Here is an 18,605-nt window from a genome sequence, read left to right on the forward strand (position 1 = left end):
CCGCGCTTTTTGGATGGGAAATGGAACTCGAGATGGGTATGAAATGTGGCTTAGCCCAAGCCGACCAATATAAAAACGGCGCTTAAATAACTCCAGAAACCCACGAAGAGCACGTGCACCACGGTTTCGAACCGTTTGCCGCGCCAGAGCTCGGGCGAGTAGCCAAAAAACTGGATGAGCAGCCGGGCCAGCCAGAAGATGCCGCAGCCCAGCGCCACCCGCCGGCCCAGGGGCGTGCCAACCAGCTCGGCCGCCGACGAGAGGCAGAGCACGCCCATCAGCAGCACGGCGAAGGCAACGAAAAAGGTGTGCACGTACATCATCTGCCGGTTTATCAAACTCACGGCGGCAAACTCGGTGCGCCAATTGAAATACCGGGCAAACGCTGCGTGCAGCAACGCCAGGATGACCAGAAAAAAGCCGATGAGCCTAAGCTGCAGAATCATGCTTGCGCAGGAAAAAGGAGGTGATGAAGGGCGTGTTTTTTACTTCGCGCTCTACCTGCAGCCCGGCTGACTCGAAAGTAGCCAGCCACGTCCGACGCGAATGAAAGTGCAGAAACCCCACGGTGTAGGCCAGAAAGTTGGCCGGGTCGCGCAGGTGCTCCGTCACCACCACAGTGCCAGTGGGGGCCAGCACCCGCGCAATTTCCCGGAAGAAAGCCGCCCGCTCGGTGGCATCCCGGATTTCGTGGGCGGCTAAAAAGGCAACGGCTAGGCCGATGGAATTATCGGCCAACGGCAGTGCAGCGCGGGTGTCGACTACCTGCGTGCCGGGAAAGGGCGGGTATGCCCGCCGAGCCCGCCGAATGGAAACCTCGGTGTGCCGGGCCGCATTGTAGAAGTCGGCAGCCATTAGGTTGGCTGTTGGGTACTTATGCGCAAGTGGGGCACTGATTTCGTCAAACCCCGCGCTGACGGTGAGCAGGGTGGCCGGTGTGGGCACCGCTGCGGGCAGCCACTTGAATTGGTACAGCCCGGAAAAATCATAGATGTGGGTAGTGATGAGCAGCGAACCCAGCATCGGCAGCAGAGCCAGGGCCAACAGGACCCCGGCCGCGCCGCGAAACGCAACCGGGCCGGCCAGCCAGAGGGCCGCCAGCACCAGCCCCGCGCCAAACGCCACGAGGTAGAAGTGCCAGTTGAACCGCACCACGTTCCAGACGCCCTGCAGCGGGGTTCTTAGCGGCGCCATTGCTCGGTGCGTCCTTTCTTCCAGTAATAGGGCACGTCGCGCAGCGAAAACGCATTGGCCAGCAGCAGCTGGCTGAACCCAAGGTGCTGCAGAAAGCCCACGTGGCAGCTTGCTACGGCCACGGGCTGCGGCTCCCAATGCTGGCGCACGCCCTCCACAATCAGCATGCGGCCCGCCGCGTCATCGGCCGAAAAGGTGAAGGGCAGGGGCCCGGCAAAGCGGCGGGCCTCCTGCCAGGTGGCAAAAGGCGACTGCGCCGGTAGGGCAACATCGGCTGCTGGTGCGGCCAGTGTAACGTGGAAATTGGCCCGCTGCGATTCGATGTGCAGACGGTCGGCAGTGTGCTGCTGCGTAATGTCGACGGTGTGGTAGCGGTAGTGCGTCATCAGGTTGCCCAATACGGTCATGCGCTTTTGGTCGGTTTCGGAGCGCAGGATGTAGAGGCCGCGCAGGCGCTTGCCGGTGGGCGAGGAGTAGCGCACAAACGCGCGGTAGCCAATCAGAAAAAAGTCCTGCCCCAGCCAGGCTGGGAATCCCTTGGGCCGCAGGTGCTTGGTTTGAACCAGCGCCACAGCCAGGAAACCCCAGGCATCGGCAAACGTGTCGGGCACGAGTGGGGCGGGCAGCAGGGCTGCCAGCTCGGCTCGCGGCACGGCAAAGGTGAGCACGAGCGAATGCTCGAAAAACGCCTCGACGGCAAAGGGATGGGTTTTGAGCCAGGCGAGCATGCAGCAGAATCAGGATGCTGCGAGCTGGGGCGGGCGCAGGCTGTGAAGGTAAATAAACCCGCAGAACAGCGCGGCAAATACGGCATTGGCGCGGCCCCACAGCAGCAGGTCGGGGGCGAGCACGGCTTCGAGGGTGTTCATCGAGAGGATGAGCGCAATCTGTGTCCAGGCGCACCAGCGGGCTTTTATGCCACTGAGCACCCACACGGCCATCCCGATTTCGCCCACGCCAATCAGGCGCGTGAGGGTGGTGGCATGCGTCGGCCCGAGGATGCGCGCTACGATGGCCGCGTGGCGCGGCACAAGCAGCAGCACCTTGCACAGCAGGCCGTTGGCCAGCCACACCAGGGCAATGAGGTAGGTGAACAGGCGGTGCATAGTAGCGCGGACTTTTAAGTAATCGAGCAGAAGTAATCAGGTCATCGTCCGGCCCGGTCCGACCGCCCTAGGCGGTCCGACCGGTTGTCATCAGCGCAAAACCGGAGGTGCTTCAACCGGTCGGACCGCCTAGGGCGGTCGGACCGGGCCGATGCCGAATTACTGTTGCTCGACTACTTAGTCCGCGAGTAAGTAGTTGGATTGACTGGCGGACGTCATGGACTCGCGAACTAAAAGTTCGCGCTACGGCTACTCGGCGCGGCCGGAATCGACCAGTTTTTGGAGGCGGCTTTGGGCGTCGCGGGGCAGGGCACTAAGCAAGTCGAGGCCAGTGGCGGCTTCAATCTTGTCAACTGAAGTGAGGTACTGCCGCCAATCGGGGTTCACGGTGGTGTTGTCGTTGGGGGTGTCGATGGCCAGCACGCGCACAGCCGGGTCGGTGGCAATGCGCTGCAGGTCGTTGGTGCCATCGGGCAGAATCACCATGATTTTCCAGATGCGGGCGGGCACGGTCACGCGGCCCTGGTCGAGGGTTTGCGCGAAGCCGCTGCTGCCGGTGCCGCCCCGCCCGTAGCAGCCCATGACGACGTAGATTTCCTGACCGCGCTGGATTTGCGAGCGGCCGTATTCTTCGAGATGCGCCCAGGTTTGCTGGTTGTTGTGCGGCGCCTGGGGCACCATGTTGGTCATCAGGAAGGTGTTGGAGTTGGCGTCGAGGTCGGCGGTGCGGTCGGCGCTGGGGCAGTTGTGGCCTTTGTCGAAGCCGGAGCGGGCGTAGCTCGCGGCCGTTACCTGGTAGAACTGGCGGGGCAGGGCGGCGTCGGGCCGGAAGTTGTTTTGGCGCGGGGCCTGGCCGAGGTCGGCTTTGTCGAGGTGCCAGCTCACCCAGGTCGGGATGCCGCGGGCGGCGTTGTAGCCAATCGAGAATTCGGGGTGGACGAGCAGGTAGTTGCTCGCATTGTTGGGGTCGGAGGTGGCGCCGCTGGGGTTGCCGAGGGCCAAGTTGGAATCGTTGGGGTCCTGGGCCGTGCCGGTGCCGGAACCGGCCGGAACCTGCGCGGGCGGGTCGGTAGGAGCGGGCTGGGGCAGGTCGCGGTTTTCGAAGTAGCCGCCCGCGCCTTTGGGTTGGACCGCCGCGGGCCCGGCCGCGGTTTCGAGCACGATGTCGTCGATATCGAGCCGGGTCTTGGGGCCGCTGGTTTTGCGGATTTCGAGGCGAATGGGCTCATTGGCCACCCCGGCAAATACATGGGGCACCAGCTTAGGGCCGCTGGTGGTAACCGGCAAGCCGGTGCGGGCATACGTGCGCCCACCGTCGCGGCTCAGCCACAGCTCCCAGGTGCTGGGCCCGTCGGAGCCATAGGCCGCCGCCGAAATGCTGATGCGCCGCACGCCTGCTTTGGCATCGAAGCGCATGGTAATGCGGCCCTGGTTGCGCAGGCGGGCGGTGCGCTGGCCGTGGGCGTGGTCTTGCGGGCTACTGCCGATGAGGGCGTCCTGAAAGTGCCAGGTGCCGGTGGCCAGCGGTTCGTCGGCATCGTCGTAGGCGCCTTTCGAGCCTGTTTCGAAGGTTTCGGGGAAAGGAGCAGACGTGGGCTGCTGGACGGTGCGGGTTTGGGGAGCGCCGGTAGCAGTGGCAGTTTCGGTGGGCTGCTGGGAACAGGCCAGGAGGCCAAGCGCGGCAAGGGTAAGGTAAGCGGAAGCGTGCATGGGGCGAAGATATGGGCCTGCCCGGTACCGCCTGGCTAAGTGAAAAACTTCACCTCCTTCATTGGGGTGTTGATTTTTACGGCCCTCACGGCCTACGACACCCAGAAGCTGAAGCAGCTGGCGTTGCTGGGCGTGACGGAAGGCGAGGAGACGAGCAATAAAGCCTCCATCCTGGGCGCGCTCACGCTGTACCTCGATTTCGTGAACCTGTTCCTGTTTCTGCTGCGCATTTTTGGCCGTCGGCGGTAGGGGGGGGGCGTTTGGAAAAGCCCCGCCGGTGCAAGCCGGTGGGGCTTTTTTTGGGTAAGCGGTTTCCGACCGGAAGGCGGGCCTGCTACGAACCCGGTGGAAGCGAAGCGGGAATAGGGTTTTTCGGGGTTGGGCCGGGTGGGGAGGTGTATAGAAGGTGTATTGAAGGAGCGGATAGGGCCGCCGGACAAAGTTGGACTGAACCAGGATGAGGAGCCGATAGAGGGCTTTTGCTTGGTGGTTTCGTTGCTGGCGAGGCTGGTGTCGACCTAGAGCAGTTTCGAAGTCAGTGGATGTTAGGGGCGGGTCGTACCTGGTAGGGCTTGCTCCCGCCCAGAATGCCCGCCTGTACACTGACCACGAAACCGCGCTAGTAAGCGGGTGAGCTGGGCGGGGTTGAGGGCTTGGAGGAGGGCCGGGCAGCGCGAAATAAGGAGAGCAGTCCAAGCTGCGCCGTTCTGATGGGCCTTTACCCGGCGGGCATTCGGGGCCGTGGTATTTCGGCTACCTGGGGTTCGGCTTGCGGCCGCCTTTAGTGGGCAGCGTTGGCTTCTCGGGCAGTAGCTGCACCTCCCGCAGCGCGTCGCGCAGGCCGTACAGGGTGGGGAATTCCGCGCGCAGCTCGTCGGCCAGACGCAGGGCGGGCTCGGCGAGGCGGGGGGCAGTGGTGCGGGCGGCGGCCAGCCAGTGGGCCAGGCGCTGGTAGAGGGCGTGGCCGCGCTGGGCTTTGGCGCGGCCCCGGAGGTAGGCGCGGGTGCGGGTTTCGAGGGCCGGCATCAGGGCGGCGGGGGCACGCTCGGCGAGGCGGCGCAGGGCCAGGTCGGCGTGGGCGGCGGGGCTGAGGTGCAGCCATTCGAGGCCGAGCACGAAGTCGGTGAGGGCGGCGGCATCGGCCTCCTGCACGAGCAGCTCGACGGCGAAGGCCACGCTGCCCTGGCCTTTGGCGGCGGCCGTGGTGGCCGCTTGCAGGAAGGCAGCGCGGGCGGCGGGCGTGAGCAGGGGCCGCAGGCGGGCGAAGTCTTCCAGGCTGCCGTTGGCCAGGGCACGGTGGCGCAGGGCGGCGCGGCAGAGGTCGGGGGCCTGGGCGGGGGTGAAGGTGGTGAGCACGAAGTCGCCGAACCGGTCGGGCCAGGTGGTAAAGGCCGTGGTGGCGGCGCGCAGCAGGGCGGGGCGGTCGGCGCGGGTGGCGTAGAAATGCAGAAGCTGCTGGGCCACGGCGGCATCGGTGGGCAGCAGGATTTCGGCGGCCTCGGCCCAGTCCGCGTCGTTGGGCCGGGTTTGGGCGCTTTGCAGAGCCAGGCGAGCCAGGGTATCGGGGCTGAGGCGGGCTTTTTCCAGCGAGCCCGGGAGCAGGCCCACGGCGGCGGGGTCGGCGGCCAGGGCCAGGAGCAGGGGTCGCCAGCTGGCTTCGAAGTCGGGCCATTCGGCGGGCGGGTTGGCCAGATACTGGCCCAGCCACCTGAGGGCGGCTTCGACCTCGGCGGGCGGGAGCACGGCACCAAGCAGCACGGCGGGCCAGCCGGCGGCCGCGAGGTCGGCGTGCCACTGACGCAGCACGTCGGTACCGTAGTGGCCAAACGAGCCGTAGTCGTCGCTGGCAGGCTCTTCCACCTGGTAGATGGCCGCGCAGGCCGTGGCCCAGTAGCGCAGGGCGGCGCTAAGCTGGCCGCCCCGCGCGAGACCCAGCAGCTCGGCCACGAAGGAGGCCAGGGCATCGCGGAGCACTTCTTCCACGGCTTCGGCGAGGCCGTCGCCCTCGTCTTCTTGGTAGTAGCTTTCGCTGTTCTGGTAAAGCTCCTCGTCGAACTCCAGCACTTCCAGCGTCTCGGTGAGGCGGGTGGGCAGGCCGGCCAGCAGTGCCTCACTAGCTACGGCCACGGGCTGGTTGCCGAAGCCCAGAAACTGGCGGGCCAGGTCGTCGCTCTTGGCCAGGGCTTGTTCGAGGAAGCGCAGCTTGTCGGCCTTTTTGCGGTCGGCCCAGGCGCCTTGCACGGCCCTGGCCAGGGCGCCGGGGGTGGTGGGGGTGGGGCCCGGGGCGGGGGCGGCACTGGTCAGTTCGGTGCCGTAGGCATCGAGCACGGCCAGGCCCAGGGCCACCGCGTGCTTACAGATGCCGCCGAACTCATACGGGCAGCTGCACGTGAATTCCGGCCCGGCAGCGGCCAGCCGGAGCGCCACGCGGTAGATGCGGCTGCCGCGCACGCTGGCATGAAAGCTGTCGGTCTCGCGGCGCAGCCTGGTTACGTGGCCTTCGTCGGCGTACTCTTCGCCGCGCTGGAAGCTGTTGGCGTTGGCGAGGTGGCGCAGGGTTTGGCGGGTGAACATGGGCAATGGTTGCGTGGGGGAGGGATTATGGCATCGTCGCGCCGGATGCATTGCGTTGCCGGGTGCAAAAAAGCACCCGACCACGCAATGCATCCGGCCAGTAGGGTCAGGTGTGGCCTCCGGGGCATTGGGTGTAGTCTACGGCGGGTTGCCGTCGAGCGGCATGCGGGTGTTGACGGGTGTACCTTTACTATCGGGCCTGCTATCAACATCATTCAATGAAATACCGCTTACTATTTATTGCGATACTGGCCGGTTTGGGCACTGTGCAAGCCAACCAGCTCACCTTTCGGGTCGACATGGGCACGACGCCCGTGCCCGCTGGGGGCGTGCACGTCGCTGGCAATTTCCAAGGGGCCGCGGGCTTTCCGGCCGACTGGAACCCGGCCACTACGGCCCTGACCGACCCCGACGGCGACCACGTGTGGGAAGCCACCGTGAACGTGCCGGCCGGTACCTACCTCTACAAGTTTGTGAATGGCAACGCCTGGGGCCGCGACGAGCTGGTGCCCGCTACCTGCGGCACCAGCGACGCGAGCGGCAACGTGAACCGGCAGGTAGTGGTGGGTGGCTCGGCGGTGCGCCTGCCCATTGTGCCCTTCGCCGATTGCGCCACGCAGCTGCGCTTCGCCGTGGACATGACCGGGCAGACCGTGGCCCGCACCGGTGTGCACGTGGTGGGCAATTTCCAGGCCCTGGCCGGTTACAGCGCTACTAACGACGCTACCGCGCTGCCGCTGACCGACAACAATAGCGACGGCATTTACGAGGTAACCATTTCGCTGCCGGCACCGGGCATGTTCCGATACCGCTTCGTGAACGGCAACACGGTAGCCAACGCCGAAACCGTGCCCGCCGCCTGCGGTACCGCCGATGCCAGCGGCACCCTTACCCGCGTGGTGAACGCCACGGCCGCCGTGAACACCACGCCCAGCTACTGCTTCGGCACCTGCACGGCCTGCAGCGGGGCCACGCTCAGTAACTACCCCACGTACTGGTGGAACGACGCGGTATTCTACGAGGTGTTTGTGCGCAGCTTTTACGACAGCAACGGCGACGGCAGGGGCGACTTCGCCGGCCTGACGCAGAAGCTGGACTACCTCAACGATGGCAACCCCGCTACCACCACCGACCTGGGCGTAACCGGCCTCTGGCTGATGCCCATCATGGACTCGCCCAGCTACCACGGCTACGACATCAGCAACTACAAAGCCGTGGAGCCGGATTATGGCACGATGGCCGACTTCGATGCTTTCCTGGCTGCGGCCCACCGCCGCGGCATCAAGGTGATTCTGGACATGGTGCTCAACCACTCGTCGAGCCAGCACCCGTGGTTCACGCAGTCGGCGGCCAGCACCACCAGCCCCTACCGCGACTGGTACCGGTGGTCGCCCACCGACCTGGGCTACGGGCCGTTTGGCGGCAGCGGCTGGCACCCGCGCAACGGCAACTATTTCTACGGGGCTTTTTGGGAAGGCATGCCCGATTTGAACTGGCGCAATCCTCAACTCAAGGCCGCCATGTGGGATGCCGACCGGTTCTGGCTGCGCAAGGGCGTGGACGGTTTCCGGCTGGATGCCGTCCGCTACCTCGTTGAAACCGGCAGCACCACCGCCGATACCCGCGAGACCCTGGGCATACTGGAGGAATTCCACGACTCGCTGAAGGCGGTGAACCCGGCTGCGCTCTCCGTGGGCGAGGCCTGGACCAACTCCAGCGGCGTGGTGCCCTACGTGAGTAACGGCCGCCTCGACCTCTGCTTTGAGTTTGACCTGGCCAGCAGCATTATTGGCGCCGTGAGCCAGGGAAGCCCCACGGCTCTACGCAACCAGCTCAACCTTGTAACAAGCCTGTACCCGCGGCTGCAATACGCCACCTTCCTCACCAACCACGACCAGAACCGGGTATTCGATGGCCTGGGCAGCAACGTGGCCCGCATGAAGCAGGCGGCGGCGCTCTACCTCACCATGCCCGGCGTGCCCTTCCTTTACTATGGCGAGGAAGTGGGCATGGCCGGCACCGGCCCCGACGAAGACAAGCGCCGCCCCATGCAGTGGACAGCAGGCGCACAGTCCGGTTTCACCACCGGCACGCCCTGGCGCAGCATCAACTCCAACTATGGCACCTACAACGTGGCTACTGAACAGGCCGACGCCAACTCGCTGCTGAGCCACTACAAGAAGCTCATCGGCTTGCGCACCGCCAGCGAAACCCTGCGCAAGGGCTACTACCTGCCCGCTACGTCTTCAGCCGCCGCGGTGCTGGCTTACGCCCGCGTGTATGGGCCGGAAGCCACGCTGATGGTCGCTAACCTGGGCGGCACGGCAATTAGCAGCTCCACACTCTCACTCAGTATGTCGACGCTGGCCCCGGGCAATTACCAGGTTACGGAGCTCTACAGCGGCCAGGCGGCCGGTACCGTTACCGTGAACGCGCAGGGCGGCTTCAGCACCTTCACGTCTACTTTACCAGCCCTGGCGGCTAACCAGACCTGGGTGCTGCGCCTGCGCTCTGCCACGGCCACCGGCACGGCCAGCGCCCAGCCCGCCTTCGCCGTCGCGCTGTACCCCAACCCCACGGCTGGCGCAGTGCGCCTGGCGCTGGCCGCGGCCCCGACTGCCCAGAGCCAGCTGCAGGTGTTTGACCTCGCCGGGCGGTTGCTGCAAACCCGCAGCTTCAGCGGCAGCAGCTACTTGCTGGAAACTGCCGGCTGGGCTGGCGGCACTTACTTCGTGCGGGTGCAATCCGGCGCGTCCGTGGCCATGCAGCGGCTGGTAGTGGAGCGGTAGGAATTTGCTCTGGTATGCTTTCAGAACAAGGCAATAAGAACGTCATGCCGAGCGGAGCCGAGGCATCTCGCTTGTGGTAGTAAATCTTTTCTTACGATTGGATTACTGTCCCACGCGAGATGCCTCGGCTTCGCTCGGCATGACGTTCTTGTTTTGTTGACGTTCAGCTGTTGACGTTCAGCTGTTGACGTTCAGCTGTTGACGTTCAACGACGAGACGCAAAATTTTGCGTCTCTACTTCATAAATACCGGCCGAATCAGGTTTTCGAAGGTGAAAATCTCGTCCCACTTTTCCTGGGTGAGCAGCCCGCGCTCGGTCACGGCGATGTCGTGCACCGACTTGCCGGTTTTCAGGGCCTCTTTGGCAATTTCGGCCGAGGCCTCGTAGCCGATGACGGGGTTGAGCTGGGTAACGATGCCAATGCTGTTGCGCACCAGGTTTTCGGCGTGGGCCTTGTTAGCCGTGATGCCCAGCACGCACTTCTCACGCAGGGTGCGGCAGGCGTTGGTCATGTACGAAATCGAAGTGAAGAGCGCGAAGCTGATAACCGGCTCCATCACGTTCAGCTGCAGTTGGCCGGCTTCGGCCGCCATCGTCACCGTAAGGTCGGCCCCGATGACGTAGAAGGCCGTTTGGTTCACCACTTCGGGCACCACCGGGTTCACCTTGCCGGGCATGATGCTGGAGCCCGGCTGCAGGGGCGGCAGGTTGATTTCGTTGATGCCGGTGCGCGGGCCCGACGACAGCAGGCGCAAGTCATTGCAGATTTTGGAGAGCTTCACGGCCGTGCGCTTCAGCACGCCCGAGAGCTGCACGTAAGCGCCGGTATCGTAGGTGGCTTCGAACAAGTCGCCGGCCAGGCTCAGGTTGAGACCAGTGATGGTGCGCAGGTGCTCCGTCACCAGCTCGGGGTAGCCGGTGGGGGCATTGATGCGCGAGCCGATGGCGGTGGCGCCCATGTTGATTTCGTCAATCAGCCGGCGCGAGTCGTCGATGCGCAACAGCTCCTCGCGCAGGTTGGTGGCGAAGGCCCGGAATTCGTCGCCCATGCTCATGGGCACGGCATCCTGCAGCTGGGTGCGGCCCATTTTGAGGATGTCGCGGAATTCCTCGCCCTTCTGGGCGAAGGCATCAGCCAGCGCGCCCAGGGTTTCGCGGTAGCCCACCAGCTTATTGTTGAGCGCAATGCGGAAAGCGGTAGGGTAGGCGTCGTTGGTGCTTTGCGAGCAGTTGACGTGGTTGTTGGGGTGGCAATACTGGTAGTCGCCCTTGGCGTGGCCCATTATTTCAAGGGCCACGTTGGCGATGACCTCATTGGCGTTCATGTTCACCGAAGTGCCCGCGCCGCCCTGAATCATGTCGGTGAGAAACTGGTTGTCGAACTCGCCGGTGGCCACGCGGTCGCAGGCGGCGGCAATGGCATCGGCAATGGGGGGGGGCAGCACGCCGAGCTCTTTGTTGGCCAGGGCCGCACCTTTTTTCACGTAAGCCAGCGCCTGCACAAACAGCGGCTCATTTTTAATGGGAATGCCGGTGATGTCGAAGTTTTCGAGGGCGCGCAGCGTCTGGATGCCGTAGTAGGCGGTGTCGGGCAACTGGCGTTCGCCCAGGAAATCGTGTTCGATGCGGGAGGTGCTCATGCGGGAATTTTGGAGGTAAGGTGCAGCTTATACGGAATGGTTGAAAGCAGGTACAAACCTACGGCCACGCGTTGCAACGTGGCCGGTTTTGGCGTGTGGGTAGGTTCGACAAAGCATTGCCAAGCATCTTTACCACTTCGTTGCAATTGCATTACTTACTATTGAGGGAAGGATGCCGGGCGCAGCCCGGCACAACGTTCTGTTCAACCGCCAAATCCCACCCATGAAATTTCGCTACCTGCCCTTGCTGGCGCTGTTCTTCGCCAGCTGTTCACCGCCTGAAAAATCCACTACTGCCACTGGCCCCGATGCCCGTTTCGATTCCTTCAAAAGCCAGTTTATTGAAGCCCTCTGGAAGCAAAACCCCGATTTTGCCACGGGCGCAGGCTTCCACAAGTACGACTCGCTGCTGCTGATTCCGAACGCCGCCCAGCGCCAGGCCGACGGCGCTTTCGCGCAGCAAAACCTGGCCGAGCTGGGCCGATTCTCCCTCGACAGCCTTTCGCCCAACAACCAAATTGACCTGCGCATGCTCCGCAACGAACTACGGGCCGAGCGCTGGTACGCTGATACTCTCAAAAACTGGCAGTGGAACCCGGCCAGCTACAACCTCGGGGCTGCAGTGGGCGACCTGCTGAATGGCCGCCACTACCGCCTCGACCGCCGCCTGCGCAACATCTCCGACAAAATCAGCCACGCGGCCGAGTTTTACGCCGCCGCGAAGGCCAATATCAGCAACCCGACCAAAGAACATACCCAGCTGGGCATCAAGCAAAACGCTGGCGGCCTGGAGGTGTTTGGCGCCGCGCTGGCTGACTCGGTGCGGAAATCGGGCCTTAGCGAAGCCGAGAAAAAGAGACTGACTGCTCGGGTGGCGGCGGCCCGTGCCGCCGTGCAGGGCTACATGGATTTCCTCAAAAACGACGTGTTAACTAAAGGCCAGTTCCGCCCGTTCCGCATTGGAAAGGAGCTGTTCGACCAGAAGTTTGCCTACGACATCCAGTCGCGCTTCACCGCGGCCGAAGTGTACCAGCAGGCCCTTTTGCACAAAGCCGAGCTGCTGCACGACATGGGCCACCGCGCCGCGCGCCTGTACCCCAAGTACTTCCCTGGCCAAAAAGCACCGGCCGATACCCTGGCCCTCATCACGGCCGTCATCAACCAACTCACGCTGAAGCACGCCCCGCGCGACGGTTTTGTGGATGCCGTGAAGCGTCAGATTCCGACGCTCGTGGCTTTCGTGAACGAGCATAAACTCCTGACCCAGGACCCCAGCAAGCCGCTGGTGGTGCGCGAAACCCCGCTCTACATGCGCGGCAGTGGGGCCGGGGCCAGCGTATCGGCTCCGGGGCCCTACGACAAAGGCGCCAATACCTACTACAACGTGGAGCCGCTACCCGCCGAGTGGACCCCCGCCCAGGCCGAAAGCTACCTGCGCGAATACAACGACTACACCCTCCAGATTCTCAACATTCACGAAGCCATTCCCGGCCACTACACGCAGCTGGTGTACGCCAACCGCTCGCCTTCGCTGGTGAAAAGCATTTTCGGCAACGGGGCCATGGTGGAAGGCTGGGCCGTGTATGCCGAGCGCATGATGCTGGAAAGCGGCTACGGCCGCAACTCCGACGAGATGTGGCTGCTGTGGAACAAGTGGAACATGCGCGTGACGTTGAATACCATCATCGACCACGCCATTCAGGTCGACAACATGAGCGAGCAGGACGTAGTGGCGATGCTGCGCCGCGAGGGCTTCCAGGAAGAGGCCGAGGCCCGGGGCAAGTGGCTGCGCGCCACCCTCAGCCAGGTGCAGCTCAGCAGCTATTTCACGGGCTACACCGAAATCTATGCCCTGCGTGAGGAGCTGAAGCGGGAAGGCAGTAAAGGCTTCGACCTCAAAGGCTTTCACGAACAGTTTTTGAGCTATGGCAGCGCACCAGTTAAATATATCCGGGAATTGATGCTCCGCAAGTAGCACCGGCACGGCGGGCGGGCGGGCCGCGCTGGAATTTTTTGGGAAATGACGTTGTCTAAGGCGCATTGTCCGCCATACTTGCTAAATCACCCTAGTGCTCGGCTTATGCTTGAAAACCTACTCAGTAACGGCATCATCGATACCAATGATGAAGGCCTTCGCCAGTACATCCACGACCGCCTGAAGGTATTTGCCACCTTCACGTCGAATAACTGCCCGATTTGCGAGCTGCTGGCTCCTGGATTTGAGCATTTGGCCGATGAGGAGCAGTACCAGGGGATTTTGTTTGTGCGGCTCGACTTCGCCGAAAACCCCGTGGCCAAGCTTCTGATGAACAAACGCGGGGCGCCTTTTTTCGTGAGCTACTGCCAGGGCCGCATGCTCGAATGCGACACGCGCGAAACCGAGGCTGCCATGCTGGCCCAGCTGAACCGCCTGCGGGTGCTAATGCCGGTATCGGCCTGAGGTGAATGGGGTAGGTTCCCACGGTGATATAAAAGTGGGCACCAGCTAAAAAAGCTACCGGCATACCTTTGCCCGTGCTTTTCCTGCTTTCCAAGATTCTCGACTTTGTGCTGCTGCCCACCGTGTGGCTGCTGGCACTTCTCCTCGCTGCGTTGCTGGCCCGGCAGCCGCAACGAAAACAACGGCTGCTAATAGCTATTGCAGCGTTGCTGTTGCTGGGCACCAATCCGGCACTGGTCAACGAGTTATTGCTGGCCTGGGAAAAGCCGCCGGTGCCGCTGGCCTCCCTGCCCCGTCACGCCGATGCCGCTGTATTGCTCACGGGCATCACACAAGTAGCAAAGTCGCCGCACGACCGGGTGTACCTGGGCCCCGGCGCCGACCGTTTCACCAATGCCTTGTGGCTGTACCGGGCCGGCCGGGTGCGCTACATCATTGTGTCGGGCGGCTCGGGCGCGGTGCTGGCCAAGGCCCACACCGAAGCCGCCGACCTGGGCACGCTGCTGCGCCTGGCCGGAGTGCCGGCTCGCGCCATTCTGCTCGAAGAAAGAAGCCGCAACACCCGCGAAAATGCGCTTTTCACCAAGCAGGTGCTGGACACCCGCCCCGACATTAAGTCCCTGGTGCTGGTCACCTCCGCGTTTCACCAGCGCCGGGCCCTGGGCTGCTTCCATAAGGTGGGCCTGAACCCGGTTTCCTTCCCCGCCGGCTTCCGCACCACCGACCGCAGCATCACGCCCGACTATTGGCTGGTGCCCAGCCCCGCGGCCCTGGAAAACCTGAGTTTGCTGCTGCATGAGCTGGCCGGTTGGCTTACGTACAAGCTCTTGGGATATAGTTAGATAAGCAGGTAGTGTTAAGTAGGTGCGTAAAAGCAACCGTCATGCAGAGCGCAGCGAAGCATCTCGCTCGCATCGTGAAACGATTGATTTACTGCCACACGCGAGATGCTTCGCTACGCTCTGCATGACGGTTGCTTGTGCGTGACTGCTTAAACGCTCCGTAATTCGGTAGAAATGCCCTCCGGGTTTAGCGATTTCGTAGAGGGTGAGCAAGGAAGTCTGGCAGCGCCCCATCAGCGCAGCCTCGTGTGGCCGCAAGGCATCCAGTAAATCCCACCCCCGACAGGCCCGGCCTGTGAAGGCCGAGGAAAACAACATCGGACAGTTCGGAAGCCGGGTGGGGCAGCAGGTACGCACGCACTGAGTTGGTACCGGCGCAGGTGTGCTTGGCGGCGTCCGCATCTTCCCGGCGGAGCATCTGCTCGGTTAGGTACAAGCAGAGCGGTTCGTCGTCGATGAGGTAGCTGTTATTGGCAGAAGCGAGGTAGGGTGAAAAGAAAGGTTGTGCCCACATCCACGGTGCTCGTAACGTCGATGTGGCCGTGCATGGCCTCGACGTGCGTCTTGGCCAGAAACAAGCCGATGCCCCGGCCCGGCTGGCTGCTGTGGAAGCGCTTGTAAAGCTGAAACACATCGGCTCCCGCTTTCTGCGTATCGAAGCCCGAGCCGTTGTCGGCAATGGAAATGGTGGCATCGCTGCCGTTATCGGCCGCCGCCCGGATGGTCACTTCCAGAGGCCGTTGGGCCGAGCGGTATTTGATGGCGTTCGACAGTAAATTGTCGAAGATGCTGTAGAGGTAGGCGCGGGTGCCGCCCACGGCCAGCCCCGCGGCAATGTCGACCCGCACCTGCGCGCCGCATTGCGCCAGCGACCCTTTCAGGCTGGCCAGGGCCTGCTCGCATACCTCGGCCAGGTCTACCGGCTCGGGCGCCTCCTGCTTGTCGCGCACGGAAAGCACCCGGTTCAGGTCCTTAATCACGGCATCGGCTTGCGCCATGCTTTCGCGCAGGTAGCCGAGCGTCAGGTCGAACCCCGCGGTGTTCTTACCCAGCTTGGTAAGCATGGTGGCCAGGCCCAGGCCGTTGGCCAGCGGGGCGCGCAGGTTGTGAGAAATGATGTAGGTAAACTGCTGCAGGTCGCGGTTGTGCTGGTACAGGTCCTGGGTCATCTGGGCCTGGCGGGCTTCGGTTTCCTTGCGGAAGCTGATGTTGTGCTGAATGGCGATAAACTGCGTCAGCTCGCCGGCCTGGTTATGAATCGGCGTCACGTCAATGACCAGCCAGAGCTTTTCCCCAGTTTTGGTGTAGTTGAGGATGGTGACCGAGAACGGCGCCCGCTGCTGCAGCCCTTCGCGGAACAGGTGTACCGCGGCCGGGTCGGTTTCCGGGCCTTGCAGTACGTGGCCGCACTTGCGGCCAACCATATCGGCCAGGGTAAAGCCGGTGTGGCGGGTAAAGCCGGCGTTCACCCATTCGGTGCGGCCTTCGGCATCGGCTATCACCACGCCGTTGTCGGTGCCTTCGGCCACCAGGGCCAGCTGCCGCAGCTGTTTGGCACCCTCTAGCTGTTCGGTAACGTCGAGAATGTACACCAGCAAGCCGTTTGGCGACGGGAACATCTTCACGTCGAGCCAGCGCCGCAGGCGGGGCATAAAAGTTTCAAACTGCGTGACGCAGCCGGTGAGGAAGGCTTCCTCACTTTGGCCTTGGTACTGACCCCGGGCCACCTCGGGAAAAATCTGCCAGATGTTTTTGCCCAGTTGCGCCTCCCGGGCAATGCCGAACAGCCGCTCCGCCTCCCGGTTGATGTAGATGAGGTTCCACTGCGTGTCGAACGATAAAACCCCCCCGGTGATGCTTTCCAGGATGGTTAGGTGTTGTTCGGCAAGGTGCGCCAGCTCTTCCTGCGCGGCCGTAAAGGCCGTGGTATCCAGCGCCGCCACGTGGATGCCGATAATTTTCCCGTTCATTATCAACGGGGTTTTCGTTACGCTGAGGGTTATTTCCTGGCCGTCTGCATTTATTGCTGCGGCATTGTAGCGCACCGTATGCCCGCCGATGGCTTCCTTAAACTTTTCGGTGAACAGCGTGCGGAAGGAGGGCGCCAGAAAATCGGTCAACTGCCGGTGCACTACTGCCTGCTTGGCCTGTTGCAAAAAGAGTAAAAATGCCGAGTTTATTTCCAGGGTCAGGCCTTCGGCATCCTGAAAGGCCGACATCGACAGGTTGTTCTCAAACAGGAGCCGGAAGCGTTGCTCGCTTTCGTCTCGCCCGCGCGCAGCTGCTTCGAGGTCGGCCGCCTGAGCGCGGGCAGTAGAGCGGACCGTGCGGTTTCGCAAGCGGGGCTGCACGTTTGGCTTCTGGGGCGGAGCAGGTTTTCCGAAGCAAAAGAGCAGCCCCGAGGCCGGCGCCCGGTTCACCAGCCACACCATGTGCAGCAGCGGCCCTGTGCGAGTCAGGCAGCGGCAGTGCACGCACAACTGAGGCCCGTCGCTGGCCGCCTGGTGTAGCTGCGCGGCCACTTCGGCCCGGTCGGCGGCGTGGAGCAGGTCGGCAAACGGCCGGCCCAGCAACCCCGCCGGCTCGAAACCCAGGGCGGCGAGGCACGCCGGGCTTACGCGCACCACCAGCCCGTTGGGGTCGAGCGCGCAAAACACTTCCGAAGAAAAACTCATCAGTTCTTCCAGGACCTGAGCGTCGTTGGGGTGTCCCATGCTGGAAACGCTTAGAAAGCTAGTACCGAGCTAGCGTGAAGGGCGGCTTGAAGTTGACACAACCACTGCCAAAGCTTCCTTGCAGCATGCCTACTGCGAGGTGAAGAGTACGACTTTCAAAAGTCAGAAAAACAGTGCCTTTTGTTTCACAGACGCATACGCAATGTAAGCTAAATTCAGGGGAGTATCACTGCTGCCTTATGGCATAGTACTTCCCGAAAGAACCGGCAACAATTGTCCCAAGCAGCTTCCGTTGCGTCATGTCCGGCCAGTGGCTAAGGCAACGAGTTGCGGCCATGAAAATCCGGAGCTTGCTGGTCCGGATGGCATGCCTTCAAGGCCCTGGAATGTATTCGGCGGTGGTCAGGAAAAGCAGCGTTTGCGTGAACTGCAGATTATAGCCCTTTGTGGGCCCTGCCAACCTTCGCAGTACTTTCGCACCTTATGCCCCTTTCTTGCCTCCTGCTGCTTGTACTGATGCTCAGTGGGCCGTCGGTTGTGGCCCAGCAAGGCCTCCGGCTGGCTTTCTATAACCGGCGCTTGGACGCGAAAGACACCCGCCCCTTTGTGGTGCAGTGCCTGTGCACGCCCTCCCGAGACGAGTTGATGCCGGACCGGGAAGGCACACCAGACAGCTCGGGCCACATTCGGGCGCTGATTCGCATCCGCCCGTTGTTTGCGTTCGCCAAACCCTGCAACGGCGTGTACTATTTCCAACTGTTGTCCGAGCAGTGGGTAAAGCCTACGTTTCGCGGCGGTTACACCTACTACAACTACCTTGTCGTTCTCGACAAACAGTTGACGGTTTTTCACAGCAACGACCCCGCCAACCGGGCCAAGTTCCTGCGCGTCCGGCGCCAATTGGAACAGAACCTTGGGGCCAGCAAGACCGATTCCCTAAAGGCACTGCTGCTGCTAGGCTACAAAAAGGTGTACTAAGTAGTCGAGCAACAGTAATTCGGCATCGGCCCGGTCCGACCGCCCTAGGCGGTCTGACCGGTTGAAGCACCTCCGGTTTTGCGCTGACGACAACCGGTCGGACCGCCTAGGGCGGTCGGACCGGGCCGGACGATGACCTGATTACTTCTGCTCGATTACTTAATCCGCTCGTTATCCTATTCGGACCGTTTTTTTGAACGAGTCACTTGGGGGTTCAGGGAAACTGATACGCTATCTCGCCGACGCCCAATCGCAGCATGGCCTGCTGGAACTCGGTAAAGTTCAAGGGTCCGTTGAGCAACAGGGCCGCGGCCGGGTCGAGCGAATTCCACCCCTTGTCTTCTTGAACCGCAAACCAGTAGTTTCCGCGCTCGGCTTGGATGAAGATGTAGCCTCGCTCGTAACCCACCCGCTTCACGTTCGGACAGCGTTCCACTGAGGAGCCATCTTCCGTCTCCAGATACAGCGTGCTGTAGGGTTGGGAGAAGTCATCGCGCACGTAATACCCCGCGTGAATCGTGGTTTTACTCGGGTTGAGGTCGAAGCAGGAAGTGCAGCCGAAAACCAGCAGCCAGCCAAAACAGGGACGAACAAGGCCCATAAGTATCCAAAGTAACCCTCCTTACAGGGCACAGTTTAAATTCAGTAACAAGGCC

At 62.7% G+C, this 18,605-nt stretch carries 15 protein-coding genes; 6 read left to right on the forward strand and 9 right to left on the reverse strand.

What is annotated here, in order from left to right; all coding sequences use genetic code 11:
- Positions 1 to 50: 50 nt before the first annotated feature.
- The 5 genes from ABD837_RS01420 to ABD837_RS01440 form a co-directional block, all read right to left on the reverse strand.
- Positions 51 to 446 (reverse strand): hypothetical protein, encoded by a 396-nt coding sequence (locus ABD837_RS01420; protein WP_345049389.1) that lies wholly within the window; start codon positions 444 to 446, stop codon positions 51 to 53.
- Positions 430 to 1,194 (reverse strand): class I SAM-dependent methyltransferase, encoded by a 765-nt coding sequence (locus tag ABD837_RS01425; protein WP_345049390.1) that lies wholly within the window; start codon positions 1,192 to 1,194, stop codon positions 430 to 432. Before ABD837_RS01425 ends, ABD837_RS01420 begins: the two co-directional genes overlap by 17 nt.
- Positions 1,182 to 1,922, reverse strand: coding sequence for a DUF2071 domain-containing protein (locus ABD837_RS01430; RefSeq protein ID WP_345049393.1), 741 nt, complete (start codon positions 1,920 to 1,922; stop codon positions 1,182 to 1,184). The genes ABD837_RS01425 and ABD837_RS01430 overlap by 13 nt, the downstream gene beginning before the upstream one ends.
- Before the next feature lie 9 nt (positions 1,923 to 1,931).
- Positions 1,932 to 2,300, reverse strand: coding sequence for a DoxX-like family protein (locus tag ABD837_RS01435; RefSeq protein WP_345049395.1), 369 nt, complete (start codon positions 2,298 to 2,300; stop codon positions 1,932 to 1,934).
- 249 nt (positions 2,301 to 2,549) lie between these two features.
- Positions 2,550 to 4,010: a DNA/RNA non-specific endonuclease gene (locus tag ABD837_RS01440; RefSeq protein WP_345049397.1), complete on the reverse strand. Its 1,461-nt coding sequence runs from the start codon at positions 4,008 to 4,010 to the stop codon at positions 2,550 to 2,552.
- Between the two features lie 39 nt (positions 4,011 to 4,049).
- Here ABD837_RS01440 and ABD837_RS01445 point away from each other — a divergent pair, with 39 nt between their 5' ends.
- Entirely contained in the window at positions 4,050 to 4,259 is a 210-nt protein-coding gene (locus ABD837_RS01445; protein ID WP_345049400.1) for a Bax inhibitor-1 family protein, read from the forward strand.
- A 504-nt stretch (positions 4,260 to 4,763) separates the two neighbouring features.
- Here ABD837_RS01445 and ABD837_RS01450 read toward each other — a convergent pair.
- Positions 4,764 to 6,584, reverse strand: coding sequence for an SWIM zinc finger family protein (locus tag ABD837_RS01450; RefSeq protein ID WP_345049402.1), 1,821 nt, complete (start codon positions 6,582 to 6,584; stop codon positions 4,764 to 4,766).
- 218 nt (positions 6,585 to 6,802) lie between these two features.
- On the opposite strand from ABD837_RS01450, the gene ABD837_RS01455 reads away from it, so the two are divergent.
- A complete protein-coding gene (locus ABD837_RS01455; RefSeq protein ID WP_345049405.1) occupies positions 6,803 to 9,373 on the forward strand; it encodes an alpha-amylase family glycosyl hydrolase in 2,571 nt (856 codons plus the stop codon).
- Positions 9,374 to 9,607: 234 nt separating this feature from the next.
- Here the strand turns inward: ABD837_RS01455 and aspA are convergent, their stop codons facing one another.
- Positions 9,608 to 11,014: an aspartate ammonia-lyase gene (aspA, locus tag ABD837_RS01460; RefSeq protein WP_345049408.1), complete on the reverse strand. Its 1,407-nt coding sequence runs from the start codon at positions 11,012 to 11,014 to the stop codon at positions 9,608 to 9,610.
- A gap of 223 nt (positions 11,015 to 11,237) precedes the next feature.
- Between aspA and ABD837_RS01465 the strand changes: the two genes are divergently transcribed.
- The 3 genes from ABD837_RS01465 (at position 11,238) to ABD837_RS01475 (ending at position 14,296) form a co-directional block, all read left to right on the forward strand.
- On the forward strand, positions 11,238 to 12,989 hold the full coding sequence (locus ABD837_RS01465; RefSeq protein WP_345049410.1) for a DUF885 domain-containing protein: 1,752 nt from the start codon (positions 11,238 to 11,240) through the stop codon (positions 12,987 to 12,989).
- Between the two features lie 105 nt (positions 12,990 to 13,094).
- Positions 13,095 to 13,454, forward strand: coding sequence for a thioredoxin family protein (locus tag ABD837_RS01470; RefSeq protein ID WP_345049413.1), 360 nt, complete (start codon positions 13,095 to 13,097; stop codon positions 13,452 to 13,454).
- A gap of 74 nt (positions 13,455 to 13,528) precedes the next feature.
- Positions 13,529 to 14,296: a YdcF family protein gene (locus ABD837_RS01475; RefSeq protein WP_345049416.1), complete on the forward strand. Its 768-nt coding sequence runs from the start codon at positions 13,529 to 13,531 to the stop codon at positions 14,294 to 14,296.
- 467 nt (positions 14,297 to 14,763) lie between these two features.
- On the opposite strand, the gene ABD837_RS01480 is transcribed toward ABD837_RS01475, so the two are convergent.
- The gene (locus ABD837_RS01480) at positions 14,764 to 17,010 is read right to left on the reverse strand and encodes a PAS domain-containing sensor histidine kinase (RefSeq protein WP_345049419.1); all 2,247 of its coding nucleotides are present in this window, start codon (positions 17,008 to 17,010) and stop codon (positions 14,764 to 14,766) included.
- Between the two features lie 444 nt (positions 17,011 to 17,454).
- On the opposite strand from ABD837_RS01480, the gene ABD837_RS01485 reads away from it, so the two are divergent.
- The gene (locus ABD837_RS01485) at positions 17,455 to 17,949 is read left to right on the forward strand and encodes a hypothetical protein (RefSeq protein WP_345049421.1); all 495 of its coding nucleotides are present in this window, start codon (positions 17,455 to 17,457) and stop codon (positions 17,947 to 17,949) included.
- 214 nt (positions 17,950 to 18,163) lie between these two features.
- Here the strand turns inward: ABD837_RS01485 and ABD837_RS01490 are convergent, their stop codons facing one another.
- Complete coding sequence (locus ABD837_RS01490) at positions 18,164 to 18,550, reverse strand: hypothetical protein (RefSeq protein WP_345049423.1); 387 nt, start codon at positions 18,548 to 18,550, stop codon at positions 18,164 to 18,166.
- Positions 18,551 to 18,605: the final 55 nt, after the last annotated feature.

This window comes from Hymenobacter glaciei (genome assembly GCF_039539585.1).
Lineage (GTDB): Bacteria > Bacteroidota > Bacteroidia > Cytophagales > Hymenobacteraceae > Hymenobacter > Hymenobacter glaciei.

Bases quoted from the DNA above. Each gene is read 5' to 3' on its own strand.
- ABD837_RS01480 (WP_345049419.1), bottom strand. From the start codon at position 17,010: ATGGGACACCCCAACGACGCTCAGGTCCTGGAAGAACTGATGAGTTTT.
- ABD837_RS01455 (WP_345049405.1), top strand. From the start codon at position 6,803: ATGAAATACCGCTTACTATTTATTGCGATACTGGCCGGTTTGGGCACT.
- ABD837_RS01450 (WP_345049402.1), bottom strand. From the start codon at position 6,584: ATGTTCACCCGCCAAACCCTGCGCCACCTCGCCAACGCCAACAGCTTC.
- ABD837_RS01425 (WP_345049390.1), bottom strand. From the start codon at position 1,194: ATGGCGCCGCTAAGAACCCCGCTGCAGGGCGTCTGGAACGTGGTGCGG.
- aspA (WP_345049408.1), bottom strand. From the start codon at position 11,014: ATGAGCACCTCCCGCATCGAACACGATTTCCTGGGCGAACGCCAGTTG.
- ABD837_RS01420 (WP_345049389.1), bottom strand. From the start codon at position 446: ATGATTCTGCAGCTTAGGCTCATCGGCTTTTTTCTGGTCATCCTGGCG.
- ABD837_RS01435 (WP_345049395.1), bottom strand. From the start codon at position 2,300: ATGCACCGCCTGTTCACCTACCTCATTGCCCTGGTGTGGCTGGCCAAC.
- ABD837_RS01490 (WP_345049423.1), bottom strand. From the start codon at position 18,550: ATGGGCCTTGTTCGTCCCTGTTTTGGCTGGCTGCTGGTTTTCGGCTGC.
- ABD837_RS01440 (WP_345049397.1), bottom strand. From the start codon at position 4,010: ATGCACGCTTCCGCTTACCTTACCCTTGCCGCGCTTGGCCTCCTGGCC.
- ABD837_RS01430 (WP_345049393.1), bottom strand. From the start codon at position 1,922: ATGCTCGCCTGGCTCAAAACCCATCCCTTTGCCGTCGAGGCGTTTTTC.
- ABD837_RS01485 (WP_345049421.1), top strand. From the start codon at position 17,455: ATGCCCCTTTCTTGCCTCCTGCTGCTTGTACTGATGCTCAGTGGGCCG.
- ABD837_RS01465 (WP_345049410.1), top strand. From the start codon at position 11,238: ATGAAATTTCGCTACCTGCCCTTGCTGGCGCTGTTCTTCGCCAGCTGT.
- ABD837_RS01470 (WP_345049413.1), top strand. From the start codon at position 13,095: ATGCTTGAAAACCTACTCAGTAACGGCATCATCGATACCAATGATGAA.